This window comes from Burkholderia sp. JP2-270 (assembly GCF_003233675.1).
GTDB classification, from domain to species: domain Bacteria; phylum Pseudomonadota; class Gammaproteobacteria; order Burkholderiales; family Burkholderiaceae; genus Burkholderia; species Burkholderia pyrrocinia_C.
Map to the genome: position 1 here is coordinate 2,362,131 of NZ_CP029824.1, position 18,356 is coordinate 2,380,486.

Below are 18,356 nucleotides of genomic sequence, written 5' to 3' on the forward strand. Positions count from 1 at the left end.
ACGGCGCCTGCGGGCGGGTCAGTGCGTGACCGGCGGGACGGGCGGCTTGATCGGCGGGCGGCGCAGCACGCGGCGGATCAGTGCGATCACGACGCCGCAGGCGAACAGGAATGCGGCCGGTACGACCCAGTAGCCGACGAACGCATGCCACAGATAGCCCGCGAGCGTAGTGCGGCGCACCACGTATTCGTCGCGGGCCGCCTGCTGGCGCGGCGCGTTGGCGGCGAGCACGTCGGCCGGGCAGCCGGCCGCACGCGCCTCGTCAGGATCCCCGTGGCACTTCGCGGCGGCGCCGGCTACCTGCTGCGCGTCGGTGAGCTGCCAGGTGGTCAGCGCGAGCTGCAGGTCCGCCTTGTTGTAGGCCATTTCCTCGCGGATCTCGCGCACGGCGACAATCGCGACGGGCACGGCCCAGAACACGATCACGATCAGCCAGCGGCGGAACCAGCGGTGTTGTCTCCATGCCATCCACGCCTCCAATTGACGCGCGTGCGCGTCCGTCTCGAGGGCGGCCCGATGGCGCTTCTTGTACTTGGGTGGGCCGCGTTGCAGCCATCATAGAAGAAAACGCGGCGAATTGCCGCACCGTGTGGCGGCGCCGGTACGGCGGGCCAGGAAAGCCGGCCGGGAGGAGGCGGGCGGTGGAACACGCGCGGCAGGTCGAGGTGCGCGACTCGTGCGACGCGCGCGGCAGGCGCTTCAGGCGCGTACGCGTCGATGCGCATGCAACGAAAACAAAAATGCCGCGCCCGCCGAAGCGGTGCGCGGCATTCGCTACGGGAGCGCCGGAACTCAGGCGGCCGGCTGGCTGCTCAGGCAGCTCTTCATGAACGCCTTGCGGTCGTCGCCCTTCTTGCCGGTGGCCTGCGTGTTGCAGGCCTTCATCTTTTCCTGCTGCGTCATCGCCTTCGCGGGCTTCGCCGACAGGCAGTCCTTCATGAACGCCTTGCGTTCGTCGCCCGTCTTGCCTGCTGCCTGGGTGTTACAGGCCTTCATCTTGTCCTGCTGGCTGTTCGCCGCGAATGCGGGGGAAGCCAGCATGCCGCCGAGGAGCACTGCGGCTACGAGCGATTGGATTTTCATTTCGACACTCCCATGGGGTGAATTGCGTGTTATCGACGCCGTCACGAAGCACGTCGCGATGAGGATAGGGCCACATCGCACCGTGCGCTCCGATTATGGCAAATCAATGTGAAAAACACCGAAACGGCACTTCCTATAACGTTGCGGGCGCCGCGGCCGTTGACGGCGCGCGCGACCGGGCGATCGGGACAAACCATGATGCGCGGCGGCCGGCATCGGCCGTGGCGCCGGAACCTGCCGGATCCCGGCCGCGAGCCATTACAATCGCGGCCATGAATACTCCGAATCCCGCATCCCCCCCGTCCGCGGCGGCCCTGCCGCGCATCGCCGTGCTCGCCACCGGCGGCACGATCGCCGGTGCCGCGCCCGACGCGGCCAGCACGGCCGGTTACCAGGCCGGCGCGCTCGGCGTCGGTTTCCTGGTCGACGCGGTGCCGGCGCTCGCGTCGGTCGCGCGCATCGACGCCGAGCAGATCGCCAGCATCGACAGCAAGGATCTCGCACTGCCGCTGTGGAACACGCTCGCCGCGCGGATCGACGCGCTGATGGCCGACCCGGCGGTCGACGGCATCGTGATCACGCACGGCACCGACACGCTCGAGGAAACCGCTTATGCCCTTCACCTGGTCGTGAAAGGCGACAAACCGGTGGTGATGACGGCCGCGATGCGGCCGGCGACCGCGCTGTCGTCCGACGGCCCGCTGAACCTGCTGAACGCGGTGACGGTGGCCGCGCATCCCGCCGCGCGCGGGCAGGGCGTGCTGGTCGCGTTCAACAACCGGATCCACGGCGCGCGCGACGTCGTGAAGACGAGCACCTATGCGGTCGACGCATTCCAGTCGCCGGAACTCGGTGCGCTCGGCTGGGTGCAGGACGGCCGCGTCGAATTCGCGCGCCGCGTCACGCGCTCGCGCGATGCGCAACTGGCGATCGCCGTAACGTGGCCCCCCGTCGAAGTCGTCGCGAGCTACGCGGGCGTGACGCGCACGGCCGTCGATGCGCTGGTGGCGGCCGGCGTGCGCGGGCTCGTCGTGGCCGGCACCGGCAACGGGTCGATCCATGCGACGCTGCAGGCGGCGCTCGCCGATGCGGTGAACGCGGGCGTTGCCGTGATCCGTGCGTCGCGCGTCGGCTCGGGGCACGTGATGCGCAACGGCGCGGCCAACGACGACGCGCTCGGCTTCGTCAGCGCGGGTTCGCTGAATCCGTTCAAGGCGCGCGTGCTGCTGATGCTCGCGCTGGCGAACGGCATCAGCGCGCGCGACGAGCTTCAGAGCCTGTTCGATACGCTCTGACCGACGTCCGCCCGCAGCTCGTGCGGCGCTGCATCGCCAAAGAAAAAGGCAGGCCAGATGGCCTGCCTTTTCCGTTTTTCAATCCTGCGTGGATGCTCAGGACTGCGGCGGAATCACGAGCTTCTGGCCCGGATAGATCTTGTCCGGGCTCGACAGCATCGGCTTGTTCGCTTCGAAAATCGCCGGGTACTTGTTCGCGTCGCCATACACTTCCTTGGCGATTGCCGACAGCGTGTCGCCCGGCTTCACGTCGTGGTATTGCACTTCCGGATCGTCCGGCTGCAGATCGTCGTCGTTGACGCCCGCGACGCCCTGCACGTTGCCGGCCGCGACCTTGACCTTGGCCTTCGTGTCGAGATCGGTGACGCTGCCCGACAGCGTGACGGTGCGCGATGCGCCGTCGAACGCGACCGTCAGGTTCGACGTGTCGAGACCCTGCGTGCTGATGTAGTTCTTGATTGCATCGGCCGCGGTCTGGTTCGCGGCATTCGGATCTTCCGCCGCTTGCGCGTCGGCATGACCCAGCAGTTTTTCACCCGCCTCTTTGATAAACGAAAGAAGACCCATCGCTGCACTCCCTAGGTGGTTGAAAAGAAAACGCGCCGTGAAGTGGCGAAAAAAACACCGCGCTGGGCGCATTCACCGGAGTGAACGCAAGCGCGGCGGTTTTCTCGAAAGGCGTGGCGAAAGTGTAGGCGTTCAGCGAGACGATTGCATGAAAAATCGCACGGCTGAACGTAAAGAAATGTAATACGCGAAATCCGACAGGCGGACACCCGACGACGACGTCTGACCGACCAAGGCTTCCCCGGCGCCGCCGGGTGCCGCTGCGGACCCCACCACGCCGCTCTCAGCCCAGAGCGGCGTTTTTCGCCCCGTCGCGCATGCGGTTGGCGATGCGCGGCGGGGCGCCCCACCGTGATGCGCGCGTGCGGCGCGCATCGATGCGACCGGCCGCGGCCGGATCGCGCGTGTTCTTCGCACGCGTCCGCCATTGCAGCGGAACCGCGCGCTTTTGCGTCCGCGTTACGCGGCCGGCGTCTGGCCGATCTCGAAGTTCGACATGATCTCGAGCGCGCGCACGAGTGCCGAGTGATCCCATGCCTTGCCGCCGTGCGATGCGCACACGCTGAACAGCTGCTGCGCGCTCGCGGTGTGCGGCAGTGCGAGGCCGAGCTTGCGTGCGCCGTCGAGCGCGAGGTTCAGGTCCTTCTGGTGCAGCTCGATGCGGAAACCCGGATCGAACGTGCGCTTCGTCATCCGCGCGCCGTGCACTTCGAGGATGCGCGACGCGGCGAAGCCGCCCATCAGCGCCTGGCGAACGCGCTCCGGATCGGCGCCCGAGCGTGCGGCGAACAGCAATGCTTCGCCGACGGCTTCGATGTTCAGCGCGACGATGATCTGGTTCGCGACCTTGCAGGTCTGACCCGCGCCGTTGTCGCCGACGAGCGTGATGTTCTTGCCCATCTTCTCGAACAGCGGCTTCGCGCGCTCGAAGGCCCGTTCCGGGCCGCCGACCATGATCGTCAGCGTCGCTTCGCGTGCGCCGACTTCGCCGCCGGACACCGGTGCGTCGAGGTAGTCGCAGCCGAGCGCGTTGATCTGCTTCGCGAATTCCTGCGTGTCGAGCGGCGAGATCGAGCTCATGTCGATCACGAGCTTGCCGGCCGTCAGGCCCTTCGCGACGCCGTCGTCGGCGAACAGCACGTTACGCACGTCGGGCGTGTCCGGCACCATCGAGATGATGATGTCCGCGTTCTGCGCGACTTCGGTCGAGTTCGCGACGATCTTGGCGCTCGCACGCAGGTCGTCGGGGATCGGGAACGCACCGTTCACGACGAGCTGATGATCGCCCTTGAGCAGGTTGCGCGCCATGTGCGCGCCCATGATGCCGAGGCCGATGAAACCGATGGTTGCCATGTGAAAGTCTCCTATAGGGGCGAAAGCGGGAAGGGCGGATCTCAGGCGGCGCGGTGCGCCGAGCCCGGCGCGCAGCCGGCGACGCTTTGCAGCCAGCCGAGGCCTTCCGTCGTGGTGGTGCGGGGCTTGTATTCGCAGCCGACGTAGCCGTCGTAGCCGAGCCGGTCGAGCAGTGCGAACAGGAACGCGTAGTTGATCTCGCCCGTGCCCGGCTCGTTGCGGCCCGGGTTGTCCGCGAGCTGGACGTGGCCGATCGACGCGAGGTTGCGTTCGATCGTCGCGGCCAGTTCGCCTTCCATGCGCTGCATGTGATAGATGTCGTACTGCAGGAACAGGTTGTCCGAGCCGACCGCGCGGATCACGTCGAGCCCTTCGGCCGAACGGTTCAGCGCGAAGCCCGGGATGTCGAAGCTGTTGCACGGCTCGACGAGCAGGCGGATGCCTTCGCGCTTCAGCGCGTCGGCCGCAAAGCGCAGGTTGTCGACGATCGTGACGAACGTCTTGTCGCGCGCCGTGCTGGCTGACGGGATGCCGACGAGGCAGTTCAGTTGCGGCACTTTCAGTGCCTTCGCGTATTCGATCGCACGGCCGACGCCTTCCTGGAATTCGCCGACGCGATCGGGCAGGCACGCGATGCCGCGCTCGCCCTGGTCCCAGTTGCCGGCGGGCAGGTTGTGCAGCACGAGGCGCAGGCGGTGCGTCTCGAGCCGCTCGGCGAGCTCCTCTTTCGCGTACGGATACGGGAACAGGAACTCGACGGCGTCGAAGCCCGCGTCCGCGGCCGCCTTGAAGCGGTCGAGGAACGGCACTTCGTTGAACAGCATGGTCAGGTTTGCTGCAAACTTCGGCATGAGCTAAGCCTCTTCGGTCGGTCGGTCAAAAATGTCCTGCGGATCAGTCGAGCATCGAGATTGCGGTCGGTGCGTGCTCGGCCTTTTCTGCGAGATCCTCGAATTCGTTGATCGCGTCGATTTCGGTGCCCATCGAGATGTTCGTCACGCGCTCGAGGATCACTTCGACGACCACCGGCACGCTGAACTCTTCCGCGAGCGATTGCGCCTGTCGCAGCGCCGGCTCGATCTCTTCCGGCTTGAACACGCGCAGCGCCTTGCAGCCGAGGCCTTCGGCAACGGCTACGTGGTCGACGCCATAGCCGTTCAGTTCCGGTGCGTTCACGTTGTCGAACGCGAGCTGCACGCAGTAGTCCATGTCGAACGCACGCTGCGCCTGGCGGATCAGCCCGAGGTACGAGTTGTTCACGACGACGTGCACGTACGGCAGCTTGAATTGCGCGCCGGCCGCCAGCTCCTCGATCATGAACTGGAAGTCGTAGTCGCCGGACAGCGCGACGATCGGGCGGCTCGGATCGGCCGCACGTACGCCGAGCGCGGCGGGGATCGTCCAGCCGAGCGGGCCGGCCTGGCCGCAGTTGATCCAGTTGCGTGCCTTGAACACGTGCAGGAACTGCGCGGCGGCGATCTGCGACAGGCCGATCGTGCTGACGTAGCACGTATCGCGGCCGAACACCTTGTTCATCTCCTCGTACACGCGCTGCGGCTTGACCGGCACGTTGTCGAAGTGCGTCTTGCGCTGCAGCGTGCGCTTGCGTTCCTGGCATTCCGCGACCCATGCGCCGCGGTCCTTGAGCTTGCCGGCCGCCTTCCATTCCTGCGCGACGGCGACGAACAGTTCCAGCGCGGCCTTCGCGTCCGACACGATGCCGAGATCCGGGCCGAACACGCGGCCGATCTGCGTCGGCTCGATGTCGACGTGCACGAACTTGCGGCCCTTCGTGTAGACCTCGACGCTGCCCGTGTGGCGGTTGGCCCAGCGGTTGCCGATGCCGAGCACGAAGTCGGACGCGAGCATCGTCGCGTTGCCGTAGCGGTGCGACGTCTGCAGGCCGACCATGCCGGCCATCAGCGGGTGGTCGTCCGCAATCGCGCCCCACGACATCAGCGTCGGGATCACCGGCACGCCGATCGTTTCGGCGAACTGGACGAGCAGGTCTTCGGCCGCTGCATTGAGCACGCCGCCGCCCGACACGATCAGCGGCTTGTCCGCGTCGTTGAGCATCGCGAGCGCCTTCTCGATCTGCGCGCGGGTGGCCGCGGGCTTGTAGACCGGCAGCGGTTCGTACGTGTCGATGTCGAACTCGATTTCGGCGAGCTGCACGTCGATCGGCAGGTCGACCAGCACCGGGCCCGGGCGGCCCGAGCGCATCAGGTGGAATGCCTGCTGGAACACGCGCGGCACCAGTGCCGGCTCGCGGACGGTGACGGCCCACTTGGTGACCGGCTTCGCGATCGACTCGATGTCGACGGCCTGGAAGTCTTCCTTGTACAGGCGCGCACGCGGGGCCTGGCCTGTGATCGCGAGGATCGGAATCGAGTCGGCCGATGCGGAGTACAGGCCCGTGATCATGTCGGTGCCGGCGGGCCCCGACGTGCCGATGCACACGCCGATGTTGCCCGGCGCGGCACGCGTGAAGCCTTCGGCCATGTGCGAGGCACCCTCGACGTGGCGGGCCAGCACGTGGCTGATGCCGCCCGACTTGCGCATCGCGGAGTAGAACGGGTTGATGGCTGCGCCGGGCACGCCGAACGCGGTCTGGATGCCTTCCTTCTCGAGCACGAGCACTGCTGCGTCGACGGCTCTCATCTTGGCCATGAATGTCTCCTTGAATGTGGCGGATCTTGCGAATCGGTCTGTTGGGAACACTTTAGGGACGCAGGAAAGGTTTGATAAGATCAGCCGAAGTCGCTTATTTCGAAACTAAAAGTATGGAATGACGGCCGGACGGGGTTTCCCGCCGGTGTCGGAACGGAGACGGCAGATGGATCGCTTCAAGCAGATCGAGACGTTCGTGCGGGTTGCCGATGCCGGCAGCCTCGCGGCGGCGGCGCTCGAGGAGGGCGTGTCGCCGGTGGTGCTCGGGCGGCGCATCGACGCGCTCGAGAAGCGCCTCGGCGTGAAGCTGATGTACCGCTCGACGCGGCGGCTGGTGGTCAGCGAGGAGGGCGCCGCGTTCCTCGAACGCTGCCGCGGGCTGCTGTCCGAATGGGACCAGGCCGAGAACGAGCTGGCCGCCGGGCGGCGCGCGGTCAGCGGGCACCTGATCGTGTCCGCGCCGGCCGCGTTCGGGCGCAAGCACGTCGCGCCGCACGCGCCCGGCTTTCTGGCCGACAAGCCCGAGATGCAGCTGTCGTTCAACCTGACCGACCGTGTCGTCGATCTCGTGCGCGAAGGCTACGACCTGTCGATCCGGATCGGCGGCGCCGTCGACCCGAACTTCGTCGCGGTGAAGCTCGCGTCGAACCGGCGCGTCGTGTGCGGCACGCCCGGCTATTTCCGCCGGCACGGCCGGCCGAAGTCACTCGACGACCTGCTGAAGCACAACTGCCTGGCGTTCAACCTGCAGGGCGGGCAGAACCGCGGCTGGTATTTCCAGCGCCACGGCAAGATCGTGACGATGCGCGTCGCGGGCAATCTCGACTGCAACGACGGCGAGCTGCTGCACCGCTGGGTGGCCGAAGGCCTCGGGCTCGGCTGGCGCTCGACGTGGGAAATCGCCGCGCAGCTCGAAACGGGCGAGCTCGAGACCGTGCTCGACGAGTATGCGCTGCCCGACTACGACATCCTCGCGGTCTACCCGCAACAGCGCTACGTGCCGGCACGCGTGCGCTATTTCATCGACTACCTGCGCGACGCGTACGCGCGCCCCGGCTACTGGAGCACCACGCCATAACGGCGGCGGGTGGCCCGGTCACCAGGCCGTCCGGCGTTTTTTACGCTTCATGTGCGTTGCGCGGGAATAAACTCGACGCAACGACGGTAAGGTCATCGAGCGCGCACGTTGCCGGTCTGTCCGGGCGCCATGCGCGGAACGGGCGCGGTTTCGGCCGCCGGGACCAGGGAGGCCATGTGGGGCAAGCCGGACAGGCGGTCGATGAGCAGGCGGCGGACGACGCGGTAGCGCGCGGCGAGCGGTTTCGTACGCTCGTGCTGCCGCATCTCGACGCCGCGTACAACCTCGCGCGCTGGCTGAGCGGCAACGCCGGCGATGCGGACGACGTCGTCCAGGACGCGTGCATGCGGGCGCTGCGCTTCATCGATTCGTGTCGCGGCGACAACGCGCGGCCGTGGCTGCTGACGATCGTGCGCCACACCTGGTACACCGAATGGCGGCGCCGAACGCACGCGCACGAAGTCGCGCTGCCCGACACGCTCGACGACACCGACGTTCCCGACGACTGGCAACCGGCGACCGAGGATCCGCTCGCGCAGCTGCTGCGCGGCGAGAACGTGCGGCTCGTGAATGCGGCGCTTGCGAAGCTGCCGCCCGAATACCGCGAGGTGCTCGTACTGCGCGAGATGGAGGACCTGAGCTACCGCGAGATCGCGGCGATCGCGGACGTGCCGGTCGGCACGGTGATGTCGCGGCTTGCGCGCGGCCGCCGGCGGCTCGCCGCGCTGTTGGGCGGCGAGCCCGCGCCGGCGGGCGAAGGCAGGCCGGGCCGTGCGCCGGCGAGCGGAACTGCATCGGAGGCTATCGATGGACTGTAACGAAGCGCGAGCGTTGCTGGACGCGGACGTCGACCGCGAGCTGTCGGCGCCCGATGCGTTGCGCGTCCAGCAGCATGTCGAAGGGTGCGACGCGTGCCGTCGCGATCGCGCGCGGATCGTCACGCTGGTGCAGGCCGTGCGGCAGGCCGACTATCACCGCGCGCCGGATGCGCTGCGGGCGAGCATCCTTGCGAGCCTGCCGGCAGCCGGGGACGGGCGCGCCCGCGGGCAATCCCGGGCGGAACCTGAGCCCGAGTGGCGATCGCAGCCGCGGCCGCGCGGCCGTCGCTGGTTTTCCTGGCTGGGCGGCGGTGTATCGGCGCGCCCGGCGCCGGCGGGCCCGGGGCCGCGCGACGTCGCGCTGCCCGGGCTCGGCTGGGGCGTGGCGCTGATGGTCGCGCTTGCCGCGGCGGCCGGGATGGCGCTGTCCGCGCGCCACGCCGATACCGACCGCACGGTCGACGAACTCGTCGCGAGCCACGTGCGGGCCGACCTGTCGGCGCGTGCCATCGACGTGATCTCGACCGACCGGCATACGGTCAAGCCATGGTTCAACGGCCGGCTCGACTATGCGCCGCCGGTCGAGGATCTCGCGGCGAGCGGCTTCGCACTGGTCGGCGGCCGGCTCGACTACGTCGGGCGGCGCCGCGTCGCGGTGCTCGTCTACCGTTACCGGCAGCACGTGATCGACGTCTACGTGCGGCCGGCCGGCGAAGGGCCGGCGGCCCCGTACGCGACCGTGTCGCAGGGCTACGCGCTCGACCGCTGGGACGCGGCCGGGATGACGTGGTGGGCGGTGACCGACGCGGAGCCGTCGGCCCTCGCGGCGTTCAGGACGGCGCTCGACGCACGGCTCGCGGGCACGCACAGCGAGTGACGGCGCGCCGGGCCGCGGGCCCGGTGCGTTTGCGTCCCGACCCCGATCGCAAAAAGGCCGACGGGCGGCCGATTGCGCAGGCCTGGCCCTTCAAGTCTTTGAAAACACGGCCGAATCCGGCCGCGAATCGTCGATTGGCCTTGCATGCGCCCCGTATCCAGGTTAAAATCTTCGGCTTCTCACTTGCCACACCGGTTCAGACGCCCGGGTGGCTTTAATCCACAAGGAGTGTGTAATGCGTCATTACGAAATCGTATTCATCGTGCACCCCGATCAAAGCGAGCAAGTGCCCGCGATGATCGAGCGTTACAAGTCCACGATCACGTCGCACGGCGGTCAGATCCACCGCGTCGAAGACTGGGGCCGTCGCCAACTGGCCTACATGATCGAGAAACTCGCGAAGGCTCACTACGTCTGCATGAACATCGAGTGCGACCAGACGACGCTCGACGAACTCGAACACGCGTTCAAGTTCAACGACGCCGTGCTGCGCCACCTCATCGTCAAGATGAAGAAGGCCGAAACCGGCCCGTCGCCGATGATGAAGGAAGTTCAGCGCGAAGAAGCCAAGAAGGCGGCTGCAGCTCAGCCGACCGAAGCGCAGGCTTAAGTTCGTCATTCATTAAGCCATCAAGGAGCGCGCCACTCACGTGAACAGGTTGCAATTGACGGCGAGCGTCGTCGAACGCGCACCGGTGCGATATACGCCGGCAGGTGTTCCGATCGCAAGCGCCACATTGCATCACCGCACGGAAGTCGTCGAAGCAGGCATTCCCCGTCAGGTCGAAATGACGATCGAGGCGGTGGCGGCCGGTGAGGCGAGCGGCAGGCTGGAAAGCCGTGAAATGGGCGTCGAGACGCTGTTCACGGGCTTCCTGGCAAAGAAAAGCCGCAACGCGAGAACCTTGGTGTTTCACATCACTGCATTGCAGGACATTGGAAAGGACTGAAATCATGGCCCGCCCGACTGGTAAAAAATTCGACAAGCGTCGTCAGCAACAAAACCCGCTCTTCAAGCGCAAGAAGTTCTGCCGTTTCACGGCCGCCGGCGTCGATCAGATCGACTACAAGGACACGGAAACGCTGAAGGACTTCATCGGCGAAAACGGCAAGATCACGCCGGCTCGCCTGACGGGTACGAAGTCGCACTATCAGCGTCAGCTCGACACGGCAATCAAGCGTGCGCGTTTCCTCGCGCTGCTGCCGTACACCGATCAGCACAAGGCGTAACTCGGCGACGCCATAAGGAGAATTCGAATGCAAATCATTCTGTTGGAAAAAGTCGCCAATCTGGGTAACCTCGGCGACATCGTCAAGGTCAAGGACGGTTACGCTCGCAACTTCCTGATCCCGAACCGCAAGGCTCGCCGTGCAACGAAGGAAGCGATCGCCGAATTCGAAGTGCGCCGCGCTGAACTCGAAAAGATCGCCGCTGAAAAGCTGGCAGCGTCGCAGGCAGTCGGCGAGAAGCTGAACGGCCAGACGTTCGAAATCACGCAGAAGTCGGGCGTTGACGGCCGTCTGTTCGGCTCGGTCACGAACGGCGACGTCGCGGAACTGCTGAAGAAGGCAGGTTTCGAAGTCGAGAAGCTGCAGGTTCGCATGCCGGAAGGCCCGCTGAAGATGATCGGCGAGCACAACGTCCAGGTCGCGCTGCACACGGACGTCGTCGTCGACGTCACGGTCAACGTGATCGGCGACCACGCGTAAGCGTACGCAAGCTTTCCGGGCGGCCTCCGCTGTCCGGACAAGGGCAGGCGCCCGGGCAACCGGGGCCTGCCTTTTTTATTGCCGCATCACTGGCGGCCGGTATGGCGTCGTCCTGTGTAATTCGCGATAATCCCAACCCATGAACGCGCCGCAAGATCCTCAAATCGAATCGCTGAAAGTCCCGCCGCATTCGGTCGAAGCCGAACAGTCGGTGCTCGGCGGCCTGTTGCTCGACAACGCGGCCTGGGACCGGATTGCCGATTTCCTGTCGCAGGGCGATTTCTACCGCTACGACCACCGGATCATCTACGAGCACATCGGCCGGCTGATCGCGTCGACGCGCCCGGCCGACGTCGTCACCGTGTACGAAGCGCTGACCACGTCCGGCAAGGCCGACGACGTCGGCGGGCTCGCGTACCTGAACGCACTCGCGCAGAACACGCCGAGCGCGGCGAACATCCGCCGCTATGCGGAAATCGTGCGTGACCGTGCGGTGCTGCGCCGGCTCGTGTCGGTCGCCGACGAAATCTCGGCCGACGCGTTCAATCCGCAGGGCAAGGAAGTCCGCCAGCTGCTCGACGAAGCCGAGTCGAAGGTGTTCTCGATCGCCGAAGAGGGCGCGCGCGGCAACCAGGGCTTCCTCGAGATCGGCCCGCTGCTCACGCAGGTCGTCGAGCGCATCGACACGCTGTACCACACCGCGAACCCGAGCGACGTCACCGGCACGCCGACGGGCTTCGTCGACCTCGACCGGATGACGTCCGGGATGCACGGCGGCGAACTGATCATCGTGGCGGGGCGCCCGTCGATGGGCAAGACCGCCTTCTCGATGAACATCGGCGAATACGTCGCGGTCGAGTACGGGCTGCCGGTCGCGGTGTTCTCGATGGAAATGCCGGGCACCCAGCTCGTGATGCGTATGCTCGGCTCGATCGGCCGGCTCGACCAGCACCGGATGCGTACGGGCCGCCTGACGGACGAGGACTGGCCGAAACTGACGCACGCGGTGCAGAAGATGAGCGAGGCGCAGCTCTTCATCGACGAGACGGGCGGCCTGAACCCGATGGAATTGCGCTCGCGCGCGCGGCGTCTCGCGCGGCAATGCGGCAAGCTCGGCCTGATCATCGTCGACTACCTGCAGCTGATGTCGGGTTCGTCGCAGGGCGAGAACCGTGCGACCGAAATCTCGGAAATTTCGCGGTCGCTGAAGAGCCTCGCGAAGGAACTCGACGTGCCGGTGATCGCGCTGTCGCAGCTGAACCGCGGCCTCGAACAGCGTCCGAACAAGCGTCCGGTGATGTCCGATTTGCGCGAATCGGGCGCAATCGAACAGGACGCGGACGTGATCCTGTTCATTTATCGCGACGAAGTCTACAACCCGGACAGCCCGGACAAGGGCACGGCCGAAATCATCATCGGCAAGCAGCGTAATGGCCCGATCGGCCCTGTTCGGCTCACGTTCCTGGGTCAATACACGAAGTTCGACAACTTTGCCGGGGCGCAGACCTTCTACGGCGAGTAGCGCCGGATGTAAACTCTTATTTCGCCAAGCGTTGTATCCAATCCCGGCGTGCGCATATGCGCGCGTCGCGGCGCGACCGAAAACGGTACAATGTCGCCCGTTTTCGTGACAGTAGTTTGACAATCTCTCAGGAATCCCATGTTCGGTCGATTCATGCCCACCGAGGGCAAGTTCTTTGAACTCTTCAACGCGCACGCGAAGCACATCGTTGCCGGCGGACGCGAACTCGAACTGCTGATCGACAATCTCGCCGACGCCGAGATTCACAAGCAAAACGTGCAGACGGCCGAGAAGGCCGCCGACAAGCTCACGCACGAAGCGATCGATCTGCTGCACAAGACTTTCATCACGCCGCTCGATCGCGACGAGATCCACAAGCTGATCACGACGATGGACGACATCCTCGACCTGATGGAAGACGTCGCGACGGCCGTGTCGCTGTACGACGTGCAGGCCGTCACGTCCGAGGCGAGCCAGCTCGCGCACATCGTCACGCAGTCGGCGCAGCACGTGCAGCAGGCGGTCGGGATGCTGTCCGACATGAAGCAGTCGGCGCAGATCCTCAAGCAGTGCGAGGAGATCGACCGCTGGGAGTCGGAGGCCGACCGCGTGCTGCGCGCCGCGATGTCGAAGCTGTTCCGCGAAGAAGACGACGTGAAGACGCTCATCAAGCTGAAGGCGATCTACGAGCTGCTCGAAGAGATCACCGACAAGTGCGAGGACGTCGCGAACATCATCGAAGGCATCGTGCTGGAAAACGCCTGAGCGGACCACGATGCATTCGATACAACTCGCCCTATGGATGGTCGCGACGCTGGTGCTCGTCGCGCTCGTATTCGACTTCATGAACGGCTTCCACGACGCGGCGAACTCGATCGCCACCGTCGTGTCCACCGGGGTGCTGAAACCCCAGCAGGCCGTGGTGTTCGCGGCGGCGTTCAACGTCATCGCGTATTTCATCTTCCACCTGAAAGTCGCGCAGACCGTCGGTAAAGGCACGATCGATCCCGAGATCGTCGACCACTACGTCGTGTTCGGCGCGCTGGTCGGCGCGATCGGCTGGAACGTGATCACCTGGTACTACGGGATCCCGTCGAGCTCGTCGCACGCGCTGATCGGCGGCCTCGTCGGCTCGGCACTCGCGAAGTCGGGCTGGAGCTCGCTGAACATCGACGGGCTGATGAAGACCGTCGCGTTCATCTTCATTTCGCCGCTGCTCGGCTTCATCCTCGGTTCGCTGTTCATGCTCGGCGTATCGTGGCTGTATTTCCGCACCGCGCCCAGCAAGGTCGACCGGCGGTTCCGCAGGCTCCAGCTGCTGTCGGCCGGCCTGTACAGCCTCGGCCACGGCGGCAACGACGCGCAGAAGACGATCGGCATCATCTGGATGCTGCTGATCGCGTCGGGCTATGCGTCGGCGACGTCCGCGGCGCCGCCCGCGTGGGTGATCGGCGCGTGCTACCTGTCGATGGGCCTCGGCACGCTGTTCGGCGGCTGGCGCATCGTGCGCACGATGGGCCAGAAGATCACGAAGCTCAAGCCGGTCGGCGGTTTCTGTGCGGAAAGCGGCGGCGCGATCACGCTGTTCATCGCGTCGTTCCTCGGCATCCCCGTATCGACCACGCATACGATCACCGGCGCGATCGTCGGCGTCGGCGCGACGCAGAAGCTGTCGGCCGTGCGCTGGGGTGTCGCCGGCAACATCGTGTGGGCGTGGGTGCTGACGATTCCGGCGTCCGCGCTGATCGCGGCCGGCGGATGGTGGCTTGGGCACCGGATCTTCTGATCGCCAACGCTGCCGGATCGACATGCAATGCGCCGCAAGCCGAAAGGCTGCGGCGCATTGTCTTTGGGGCACGGAAGTTTGCGACGAACGGCGGCGTGGCGGCGGATGCCGCCGAGGTTGCCGTCGGGGTTTGAGCGCCGGGTCAGTAACTTCCGTTCGCGAACCGGGCAATCGGATCGTCCGCGGTGCCGGTGCGCGGGCTGACGGGCGCGGATTGCGTCGACGCACGCAGCACCTGCACGGCCGCGGGCTCGGTGCTGCGCGGCGACGTCGCGGCTGCTGCGGGCGGCGGCTCCGCATCGAATGCTGCAGCTTGGGCGGCCGTCAGGGCCGTCGTCGGAATCTGCGTGCCGACCTCAGCCGGGCCGGCCGGTGCTGCATTCGCCGTCATTGCGGTCAGGCCGCCATCGCCATTCGCCGACGTTGCTTGTTGCCGGGCTGCCTGCACGCGCGGCGGCGGTGGTTCGTACGGATCGGCGGGCGCGGCCGCAGGCGCAACTGCGGCGGTCGTCACGGCCTGCGCGGGCGGCATGACCGGAGCGGGCGACTGCGTCGCTCCGGCTTGCGATGAAGCATAGGCAGGCGGCCGCGGCGCGGCGGCAGTCATGACAGGGGCGGGCGCAACCACCGGCGGGTTGCGCGGCTCGTCGCGCCTTGCCTCGTAGGTCGGCGCGTCGAACGGCGTGGGCGTCGCGCGCGGCGGCGCAACGCGGCGGATGCCGTCGAAACGCTTGGCCCAGTACGGGTTCGTCAGGTAGTCGAGCCGCACGGTGCCGCCCGTCGACGGTGCGTTGACGAAACGCAGCTTGCCGACATAGATGCCGACGTGCGAATGCGGTCGTCCGGTCGTATTGAAGAAAATCAGGTCGCCCGGCGCGATCTGGTCGGGCTCGATCGACACGCCGCGGCCGCTCATGTCGGCGGTCGTGCGCGGCAGGTTCACGTCGGCCGCGCGGCCGATCACGTAGCGCACGAGCCCGCTGCAGTCGAAGCCGCTCGTCGGCGTATTGCCGCCCCAGCGATACGGGACGCCGACCAGGCTCATCGCCTGGATCGAGATTTCTTCCTGGCCGACGCTGTGATCGACGAATTTCGGAAAATTGGCGGGAGCCGGGAACGCACGCGGCGTCGTGATCTTCATTCCCGGCTCGCGCGATGCCGACTGCGGCGGCACGCTGGAGCAGGCCGCAAGCAGCGAAACGACGGCGACGGGAACCCAGATTCGAAGCATGGCAAGGCGGGCGAGTGCGGCGCACTCGCGAATCGTATGACAACAGACAGACCCGATGGTAGACGCTCCGGCGGGGCTTAAGCAACCATTCTTGAGAATTTACTTGAAGTTTCGCGCGTAAATGGGGTTGTTGCGTGACGATGTGTGACCTGCGTTTTCGACCCCAAATAAAAACGGCGCTCCGGAAACGGAGCGCCGCGATGCGTCGAAAGCCGGCCGGAGAGGCCGGCCTGCCGCGTTACAGGATGTCCGACGCGTAGTCGGCGAGCCGCGAGCGTTCGCCGCGCGCGAGCGTCACGTGGCCGCTGTGGCCCCAGCCCTTGAAGCGGTCGACGACGTAGGTCAGGCCCGAACTGCCTTCGGTCAGGTAAGGCGTGTCGATCTGCGCGATGTTGCCGAGGCACACGATCTTCGTGCCGGGGCCCGCGCGCGTGACGAGCGTCTTCATCTGCTTCGGCGTCAGGTTCTGCGCTTCGTCGATGATCAGGTACTTGTCGACGAACGTGCGGCCGCGCATGAAGTTCATGCTCTTCACCTTCAGGCGCGAACGGATCAGTTCCTGCGTCGCGGCACGGCCCCATTCGCCAGCGGCATCGTCGGTCTTCTGCAGCACTTCGAGGTTGTCGTCGAATGCACCCATCCACGGCTGCATCTTCTCTTCCTCGGTACCGGGCAGGAAACCGATGTCCTCGCCGACGGGCACGGTCGCGCGCGTCACGATGATCTCGTTGTAGCGCTTGTCGTCGAGCACCTGCGCGAGGCCGGCTGCGAGCGCGACGAGCGTCTTGCCGGTGCCGGCCTGGCCGAGCAGCGTGACGAAGTCGATCTCGGGGTTCATCAGCAGGTTCAGCGCGAAGTTCTGCTCGCGATTGCGCGCGGTGATGCCCCACACGTTGTTCTTGTGGTGACTGTAGTCGCGCAGCGTCTGCAGCAGCGCCGTCTTGCCGTTCAGCTCGCGGACGATCGCGTGGAACGTCGGTTCGCCGTTCTGCGGCTCGAGATAGACGAACTCGTTGACGAGCATCGACGCGACGAGCGGGCCCGTCACGCGGTAGTACGTGGTGCCCGTCTTCGTGTCCTGCCAGCTCTCCATGCCCTTCGCGTGCTTGGTCCAGAAGTCCTGCGGCAGTTCGCGCACGCCGTTGTAGAGGAGATCCGAATCCTCCAGCACCTGGTCGTTGAAGTAGTCTTCCGCGGGCAGGCCGAGCGCGTGCGCCTTGATCCGCATGTTGATGTCTTTCGACACCAGCACGACCTGGCGGTCGGGCCGGTCGCGCTGCAGCGCGCGCACGACGCCGAGGATCTGGTTGTCGGCCTTGCCTGTGGGCAAGCCTTCGACGGGTGCGATGTCGGCGAGCTTCGTCTGGAAGTACAGGCGGCCGAGCGCCTCGCGGCTGCCGAGGCGCGACAGCGGGATGCCGGCCGTGATCGCGCCCGCATCGGCGACGAGTGCGTCGAGCGTGCGGCTGACCTGGCGTGCATTGCGCGCGACTTCGGACATCCCCTTCTTGTGGTTGTCGAGTTCCTCGAGCGTCATCATCGGCAGATAGACGTCGTGTTCCTCGAAGCGGAAGAGGCTGCTCGGGTCGTGCATCAGCACGTTGGTGTCGAGCACGAACAGTTTCTGCAGTTCGGCGTCGGCGGGCTTGCGGCCGCGCGATTTCGTCGCCGCGCCGGCATCGCGCGCGGGAGCCGCGGCCGGTTTGTCGGCGGCCGGCTTGTCGTTGCGCGCGACGACCGGCGCCGCGGGTGCGGCGGGCGCCGGCATCGGCTGCAACAGTGCGGCCGTCTGTCTGGTCTTGCGGCCGCGTGCGGGTGCGCTCGCGGCATCTTGCGCCGAAGACGCGACGGCGCGCAGCGGCGCGGCCGTATTCGCGGCTTCGATCATCGGTTGGGCCACGCTGGCCGGACCATAGTCACCGGCTGTGGATGCGTCCCCTTCGGCGGATTTCTTCGCGGCTTTCGCGGGCCGCGCTTTCGCCTTGTATTCGTCGGGCGGCAGCAGGCTGCCGAGCTTGCTGGGGGGAGTAGGCAAAGGCATGGTGTCCCTCGGGAGGAATCGTGTCGCAAGGCGTGCGCCGCTGATCGCATCCTGCGTGACGTAGACGCATGCAGTTTGCGCGCGGTGGCGCACAGGAATTTCGTCTAGCCGGTTCGCCTAAGTGTCGATCAGCTCCTTGACGGGGTGAGGGCCGGACCGAGGGCCGGCGCGCAATCCATAAAAAAAGCCGCTGCCCCGTCGACAGGGACATGCGGCTCGGCTGATACCGTCGTGATGCGCGTCAGGTGCCGGGAAGCATCGCATCGAGCACCGGCGCAGCTACGAGAAATATGGGGCGAACTGGCATTCATTGCGGCCCAATATA

19 protein-coding genes and 1 pseudogene are annotated in these 18,356 nt (G+C 66.3%); 12 read left to right on the forward strand and 8 right to left on the reverse strand.

Annotated features, from left to right (window positions below; genetic code table 11):
- Positions 1-18 precede the first annotated feature (18 nt).
- Together DM992_RS11205 and DM992_RS11210 are read right to left on the reverse strand one after the other, a co-directional pair.
- Positions 19-468, reverse strand: coding sequence for a hypothetical protein (locus DM992_RS11205; RefSeq protein WP_111016853.1), 450 nt, complete (start codon positions 466-468; stop codon positions 19-21).
- A 324-nt stretch (positions 469-792) separates the two neighbouring features.
- On the reverse strand, positions 793-1,083 hold the full coding sequence (locus DM992_RS11210; protein WP_034181226.1) for a PsiF family protein: 291 nt from the start codon (positions 1,081-1,083) through the stop codon (positions 793-795).
- A gap of 272 nt (positions 1,084-1,355) precedes the next feature.
- Here DM992_RS11210 and DM992_RS11215 point away from each other — a divergent pair, with 272 nt between their 5' ends.
- The gene (locus DM992_RS11215) at positions 1,356-2,378 is read left to right on the forward strand and encodes an asparaginase (RefSeq protein WP_111016854.1); all 1,023 of its coding nucleotides are present in this window, start codon (positions 1,356-1,358) and stop codon (positions 2,376-2,378) included.
- A gap of 96 nt (positions 2,379-2,474) precedes the next feature.
- Here DM992_RS11215 and lysM read toward each other — a convergent pair whose 3' ends face one another.
- The 4 genes from lysM to gcl form a co-directional block, all read right to left on the reverse strand.
- A complete protein-coding gene (gene lysM / locus DM992_RS11220; protein WP_111016855.1) occupies positions 2,475-2,945 on the reverse strand; it encodes a peptidoglycan-binding protein LysM in 471 nt (156 codons plus the stop codon).
- A gap of 459 nt (positions 2,946-3,404) precedes the next feature.
- Positions 3,405-4,298, reverse strand: a complete 894-nt coding sequence (locus tag DM992_RS11225) for a 2-hydroxy-3-oxopropionate reductase (protein ID WP_111016856.1) — start codon at positions 4,296-4,298, stop codon at positions 3,405-3,407.
- A 41-nt stretch (positions 4,299-4,339) separates the two neighbouring features.
- A complete protein-coding gene (gene hyi / locus DM992_RS11230; RefSeq protein ID WP_111016857.1) occupies positions 4,340-5,149 on the reverse strand; it encodes a hydroxypyruvate isomerase in 810 nt (269 codons plus the stop codon).
- Positions 5,150-5,192: 43 nt separating this feature from the next.
- Positions 5,193-6,968 (reverse strand): glyoxylate carboligase, encoded by a 1,776-nt coding sequence (gene gcl, locus DM992_RS11235; RefSeq protein ID WP_111016858.1) that lies wholly within the window; start codon positions 6,966-6,968, stop codon positions 5,193-5,195.
- Between the two features lie 166 nt (positions 6,969-7,134).
- On the opposite strand from gcl, the gene DM992_RS11240 reads away from it, so the two are divergent.
- The 10 genes from DM992_RS11240 to DM992_RS11285 all read left to right on the forward strand — a co-directional run bounded on the left by DM992_RS11240 (position 7,135) and on the right by DM992_RS11285 (position 14,759).
- Complete coding sequence (locus DM992_RS11240; protein WP_111016859.1) at positions 7,135-8,046, forward strand: LysR family transcriptional regulator; 912 nt, start codon at positions 7,135-7,137, stop codon at positions 8,044-8,046.
- Positions 8,047-8,222: 176 nt separating this feature from the next.
- A complete protein-coding gene (locus DM992_RS11245; RefSeq protein WP_111016860.1) occupies positions 8,223-8,864 on the forward strand; it encodes an RNA polymerase sigma factor in 642 nt (213 codons plus the stop codon).
- Entirely contained in the window at positions 8,854-9,741 is an 888-nt protein-coding gene (locus DM992_RS11250) for an anti-sigma factor (RefSeq protein ID WP_111016861.1), read from the forward strand. Before DM992_RS11245 ends, DM992_RS11250 begins: the two co-directional genes overlap by 11 nt.
- Before the next feature lie 235 nt (positions 9,742-9,976).
- Positions 9,977-10,351, forward strand: coding sequence for a 30S ribosomal protein S6 (gene rpsF / locus DM992_RS11255; RefSeq protein WP_004193673.1), 375 nt, complete (start codon positions 9,977-9,979; stop codon positions 10,349-10,351).
- 40 nt (positions 10,352-10,391) lie between these two features.
- Positions 10,392-10,691 carry a primosomal replication protein N gene (gene priB, locus DM992_RS11260; protein WP_011657069.1) on the forward strand — a complete coding sequence of 100 codons (300 nt, stop codon included), beginning with the start codon at positions 10,392-10,394 and terminating at the stop codon, positions 10,689-10,691.
- Positions 10,692-10,695: 4 nt separating this feature from the next.
- Complete coding sequence (gene rpsR, locus DM992_RS11265) at positions 10,696-10,971, forward strand: 30S ribosomal protein S18 (RefSeq protein ID WP_034181234.1); 276 nt, start codon at positions 10,696-10,698, stop codon at positions 10,969-10,971.
- Between the two features lie 27 nt (positions 10,972-10,998).
- Positions 10,999-11,451 (forward strand): 50S ribosomal protein L9, encoded by a 453-nt coding sequence (gene rplI / locus DM992_RS11270; protein ID WP_096471102.1) that lies wholly within the window; start codon positions 10,999-11,001, stop codon positions 11,449-11,451.
- Positions 11,452-11,590: 139 nt separating this feature from the next.
- Positions 11,591-12,973, forward strand: coding sequence for a replicative DNA helicase (locus DM992_RS11275; RefSeq protein WP_006486249.1), 1,383 nt, complete (start codon positions 11,591-11,593; stop codon positions 12,971-12,973).
- A 138-nt stretch (positions 12,974-13,111) separates the two neighbouring features.
- On the forward strand, positions 13,112-13,738 hold the full coding sequence (locus tag DM992_RS11280) for a DUF47 domain-containing protein (protein WP_034181237.1): 627 nt from the start codon (positions 13,112-13,114) through the stop codon (positions 13,736-13,738).
- A 10-nt stretch (positions 13,739-13,748) separates the two neighbouring features.
- Positions 13,749-14,759, forward strand: coding sequence for an inorganic phosphate transporter (locus DM992_RS11285; protein ID WP_111016862.1), 1,011 nt, complete (start codon positions 13,749-13,751; stop codon positions 14,757-14,759).
- Positions 14,760-14,901: 142 nt separating this feature from the next.
- Here DM992_RS11285 and DM992_RS11290 read toward each other — a convergent pair whose 3' ends face one another.
- Together DM992_RS11290 and DM992_RS11295 are read right to left on the reverse strand one after the other, a co-directional pair.
- Positions 14,902-15,990 (reverse strand): C40 family peptidase, encoded by a 1,089-nt coding sequence (locus tag DM992_RS11290; RefSeq protein ID WP_111016863.1) that lies wholly within the window; start codon positions 15,988-15,990, stop codon positions 14,902-14,904.
- A gap of 238 nt (positions 15,991-16,228) precedes the next feature.
- Positions 16,229-18,031 (reverse strand): PhoH family protein, encoded by a 1,803-nt coding sequence (locus DM992_RS11295; protein WP_034181240.1) that lies wholly within the window; start codon positions 18,029-18,031, stop codon positions 16,229-16,231.
- Between DM992_RS11295 and DM992_RS43500 the strand changes: the two are divergent.
- Positions 17,933-18,171 (forward strand): annotated as a pseudogene (locus DM992_RS43500) (hypothetical protein); the annotation flags it as partial. The gene DM992_RS11295 and the pseudogene DM992_RS43500 sit on opposite strands and share 99 nt — an antisense overlap.
- Between the last annotated feature and the right edge of the window lie 185 nt (positions 18,172-18,356).

What these genes read in the sequence shown, in the direction of transcription:
- DM992_RS11210 (WP_034181226.1), bottom strand. Translation starts at nt 1,083, where the DNA reads ATGAAAATCCAATCGCTCGTAGCCGCAGTGCTCCTCGGCGGCATGCTG.
- lysM (WP_111016855.1), bottom strand. Translation starts at nt 2,945, where the DNA reads ATGGGTCTTCTTTCGTTTATCAAAGAGGCGGGTGAAAAACTGCTGGGT.
- DM992_RS11240 (WP_111016859.1), top strand. Translation starts at nt 7,135, where the DNA reads ATGGATCGCTTCAAGCAGATCGAGACGTTCGTGCGGGTTGCCGATGCC.
- gcl (WP_111016858.1), bottom strand. Translation starts at nt 6,968, where the DNA reads ATGGCCAAGATGAGAGCCGTCGACGCAGCAGTGCTCGTGCTCGAGAAG.
- DM992_RS11275 (WP_006486249.1), top strand. Translation starts at nt 11,591, where the DNA reads ATGAACGCGCCGCAAGATCCTCAAATCGAATCGCTGAAAGTCCCGCCG.
- DM992_RS11295 (WP_034181240.1), bottom strand. Translation starts at nt 18,031, where the DNA reads ATGCCTTTGCCTACTCCCCCCAGCAAGCTCGGCAGCCTGCTGCCGCCC.
- hyi (WP_111016857.1), bottom strand. Translation starts at nt 5,149, where the DNA reads ATGCCGAAGTTTGCAGCAAACCTGACCATGCTGTTCAACGAAGTGCCG.
- DM992_RS11285 (WP_111016862.1), top strand. Translation starts at nt 13,749, where the DNA reads ATGCATTCGATACAACTCGCCCTATGGATGGTCGCGACGCTGGTGCTC.
- DM992_RS11205 (WP_111016853.1), bottom strand. Translation starts at nt 468, where the DNA reads ATGGCATGGAGACAACACCGCTGGTTCCGCCGCTGGCTGATCGTGATC.
- rplI (WP_096471102.1), top strand. Translation starts at nt 10,999, where the DNA reads ATGCAAATCATTCTGTTGGAAAAAGTCGCCAATCTGGGTAACCTCGGC.
- DM992_RS11290 (WP_111016863.1), bottom strand. Translation starts at nt 15,990, where the DNA reads ATGCTTCGAATCTGGGTTCCCGTCGCCGTCGTTTCGCTGCTTGCGGCC.
- DM992_RS11215 (WP_111016854.1), top strand. Translation starts at nt 1,356, where the DNA reads ATGAATACTCCGAATCCCGCATCCCCCCCGTCCGCGGCGGCCCTGCCG.
- DM992_RS11250 (WP_111016861.1), top strand. Translation starts at nt 8,854, where the DNA reads ATGGACTGTAACGAAGCGCGAGCGTTGCTGGACGCGGACGTCGACCGC.
- rpsR (WP_034181234.1), top strand. Translation starts at nt 10,696, where the DNA reads ATGGCCCGCCCGACTGGTAAAAAATTCGACAAGCGTCGTCAGCAACAA.
- DM992_RS11280 (WP_034181237.1), top strand. Translation starts at nt 13,112, where the DNA reads ATGTTCGGTCGATTCATGCCCACCGAGGGCAAGTTCTTTGAACTCTTC.
- DM992_RS11225 (WP_111016856.1), bottom strand. Translation starts at nt 4,298, where the DNA reads ATGGCAACCATCGGTTTCATCGGCCTCGGCATCATGGGCGCGCACATG.
- rpsF (WP_004193673.1), top strand. Translation starts at nt 9,977, where the DNA reads ATGCGTCATTACGAAATCGTATTCATCGTGCACCCCGATCAAAGCGAG.